The sequence below is a fragment of the Streptomyces harbinensis genome (assembly GCF_900116145.1).
GTDB lineage: Bacteria > Actinomycetota > Actinomycetes > Streptomycetales > Streptomycetaceae > Streptomyces > Streptomyces carpaticus.
In genome coordinates this window covers 1-3,345 of sequence record NZ_FPAB01000026.1, presented here as the reverse complement: position 1 = coordinate 3,345, position 3,345 = coordinate 1, and the positions used below count along the sequence as shown (strand labels likewise).

Sequence of the window (3,345 nt, the reverse complement as noted above, 5' to 3'; positions counted from 1 at the left end):
GTATGCGACACCCCAGGAGTGTTCTCCACAAAGTTGGTGATCAACCAGTTCAGGTTCTGCGCCGCCTGGCTCATCGGGCTCACACTAACGCTCCTGATCGTATGTGTTACCAGGGCCGGGGCCCTGCGGTTCGTTCCGGTCGGTGCGGCCCGTGCCGCCCCGGCCCTGTCGTACACCGCGGTGCAGGTTGCTGAGCCTGCCGCGGACATCTTCCGGATCACGGGACACCTGCGGTCCCGCGGCCGACCCCGGCTCCGCCGGCTGGTGCTCGGTCAGATTCGCCCGGGGCACCCGCCTGGGGAGTCCGGCGGAGGTGGTGCCGGCGGGCCGCGCCTCGCGGCGTGGTCCACGGTCCCACTGCGCCTCCCCGGGTTCCGGTGCCTGCTGCGCCGGCGCCGCCTCGGCCCGGTCGTGCCGCTGCGGTCCCGGCGGTGTCCGCCGGGGCAGCCCTGCCCCGGTCGTACCACCGAACTCCGCCGGTCCCGGGTCCGGTGCAGTGAAGCCTACGCGCTGACCGGGCCCCGCGGGACCATCCTGCGGAGATTCTGTGGGCGCCGGGTAGCCGGTGAACTGGTCTCCCTGCGCCGAGAGTTGATCGTACGCCGGTTCGACAGGGGACGTCGGCGGGGTGGCGTACCCGGCGTCGTGCGCGGGGTCGTACGGGGGCTGTGTCCCGGTTTGCGGGAGCTGTGGGACGGCTGGGGCGGGTGGGGCGGGAGAGACAGCGGGGGTCGCATACCGCGAGTCGTCGAAGCCCAGCTCGGCCGCGGTGCGCAGGCCGGCCTGCCGCTGGGCCTCGGTGATGTGCGCGTCCTGTGCCGGTGTAACGATCCGGGAAACGGTGAAGTCCTCGGCCGGCGGCGGCTGCTCACCGCCCCCGCCCCGGGTGATCGCCTCGGGCAGCATCACCAGGGAGGTGGTGCCCGAGCGCTCGCCGGAGGGGCGCAGCTGCACCCGGATGCCGTGCCGCTCGGCCAGCCGGCCGACGACGTACAGCCCCATGCGCTGGGAGACCGACGCGTCCACGGAGGGCGGATCGGCCAGTCGCTTGTTGATCTCCGCGAAGTCCTCCGGCGTCAGCCCGATACCCTTGTCATGGATTTCGATCATGATACGACCGTCGGGCAGCCGGGTGGCCGCCACCCGCACCTTGGTCTGCGGCGAGGAGAAGGTGATGGCGTTCTCCAGCAGCTCGGCCAGCAGGTGCACCAGGTCGGTGACGACGGCGCCGTGGATGTCGTTGGCGGGGACGCCCGCCATGTCGATCCTGGCGTACGACTCGACCTCGGATGCCGCCGCCCGCACAACGTCCACCAGCGGCACCGGCTCGGTCAGCCGGCGGCCCGGCTCCTCCCCCGCCAGCACCAGCAGGTTCTCGCCGTTGCGGCGCATGCGGGTGGCCAGATGGTCCAGCTTGAAGAGGTGCTCCAGCTGCTCGGGGTCGGCCTCGCGGGCCTCCAGCTCGCCGATCAGGCCGAGCTGGCGCTCGATGAGCCCCTGGTTGCGGGTGGAGAGGTTGGTGAAGATGGCGTTCACGTTGCCGCGCAGCAGGGCCTGTTCGGCGGCCAGCCGGACCGCCTCGCGGTGCACGTGGTCGAACGCCCGCGACACCTCGCCGATCTCGTCCCGGCTGGTGATGGGTATCGGCTCCACCCGGGTGTCCACCGCGCCCGGCTGGGTGCGCGATAGCTGCTCGACCAGGGCGGGCAGCCGCTCCTCGGCGACGCCCAGGGCGGCGGTGCGCAGCTGGGTCATCGAACGGCTCATGGAGCGGGCCATCAGCATGGCGATGGCGAAGGCCAGCAGCAGCGCGGCCACCGCGACCCCGGCGCTGATCACCATGTCGCGGCGCGCGGTGGCGGCGATGTCGCGCGCCTCGCCCACCGCCGTGTCCACCAGTTCGCGCTCGATGGTGTGGTACGCGTCGAACCGGTCGGTGGCGGCGGCATACCAGTTCTGCGGGGTCACCTCGTCGGCGTCCGGACCGGCGGCGATCAGCGTGCCCATGTCGTCCATCTCGGACGCGCCGGGTTCGCTGCCGGCCTGGGACAGCACCTCGGCGAGCCGGTCGGCGTCCGCCTCGGCGCCGGCGGCGACGTACTCGTTGCGGGCGATGTTCTCCAGGTACCGGTAGGAGCTGAAGGCGGTGAGCTGGCGCTGGGTCTGCTCGGCGCCGGGGCCGGGGGCGACCAGCAGATGGGTGCCGATGACGCGTTGCAGCGAGGCCGCGGACTTGGCGAGCGAGACGGCGTAGACGGTGCGGCCGTAGGAGGTGATGTTGCCGGTGCCCAGGCCCAGTTCGTTGGCGAAGGACATCAGGGGGTGCTGGACGGCGATGTACCCCTCCTCCGTCTGCACGCCGGGCAGGTCCTCGCCGAACGCCGCGGAGCGCAGGGCCGCCAGGCCCGGCTCGGTGGCCTCCACCAGCGAGAGCCGGCGCTGTACGCCCTCGGTGTGCGGGGCGTCCTCCACCCGGGCCCAGAACTCGGCCGCCGCCTCGTCGGTGAGCGCACGGGCCCGTTCGATGACCGGGTCGTCGGGGCGGCCCTCCAGCAGCGGGCGGGCGGTGATGTCGCGCTCGTCGATGACGGCGTGGGCGTACGCACCGGCGGCGCGCACCAGTTCGGCGGTGCGCTCGGCGGCGTCCGCCTCCTGCCAGGTGTCGTAGGCGTCGTACACGCGCAGGCCGCCGAAGATGAGGGCGAGCAGCGCGGGGATGAGGAGGATGGCGTTCAGCCGGGTGGCCACCCGCCAGTTGCGCGGCGCGAAGCGGCTGCCGCGCGCCGCGGGTGCCGGATCCGGGTCGTCGTCCCGGGGCACGCTGGGACGGGGTGTCCCGCCCGCCTGCGGCGGGGTGAAGTTCCCGCGCCCGGATGCGCCCGGGGCGTTCGGCGGCTGCGGGAACGGGGGCGTCGCCTTGCTGCGCCTCACTGGCCTCTCACCTCTCGGCATCGGCTCACCGTCCGGATGGCCGCCACGTCTGCGGAGTTGCTGTGGATTTCAGCACGATGAGGGGGGACTTTCCAATCCCCGCGGGCCGATGGATCCGGACAACCGTTCAGACGGACATTCGGGTCACCGGAGGGCAAGCGGCGGCATAGGCGCACGAAGTGCGGGCACCGCGCGCAGCGGTCCGGTCGCCGCCGGTGCAGAAGACGTGCAGAAGGTGTGCGCGAGCATGATCGACATGGGGGGAGAGCGTGTCCAACGCCACAGTCCCCCAGGGGCGATCCGGGCGGGCGGATCAGCCCAGGCGGGCCATGAGGGCGTGCTCGACGAGAGTGATCAGCGCCGCCTTCGCCTCCGCACGATGCCGCGCATCCGTCGTGATGATCGGCGCGTCAG

The 3,345-nt window shown here is 72.6% G+C and carries 1 protein-coding gene and 2 pseudogenes; all 3 read right to left on the bottom strand.

What is annotated here, in order from left to right:
- A pseudogene (locus tag BM385_RS26320) lies at positions 1-83 on the bottom strand (roadblock/LC7 domain-containing protein); the annotation flags it as partial.
- 1 nt (position 84) lies between these two features.
- Complete coding sequence (locus BM385_RS26315; RefSeq protein WP_175543121.1) at positions 85-2,931, bottom strand: nitrate- and nitrite sensing domain-containing protein; 2,847 nt, start codon at positions 2,929-2,931, stop codon at positions 85-87.
- A gap of 313 nt (positions 2,932-3,244) precedes the next feature.
- Positions 3,245-3,345, bottom strand: a pseudogene (locus tag BM385_RS26310) (ATP-binding protein); the annotation flags it as partial.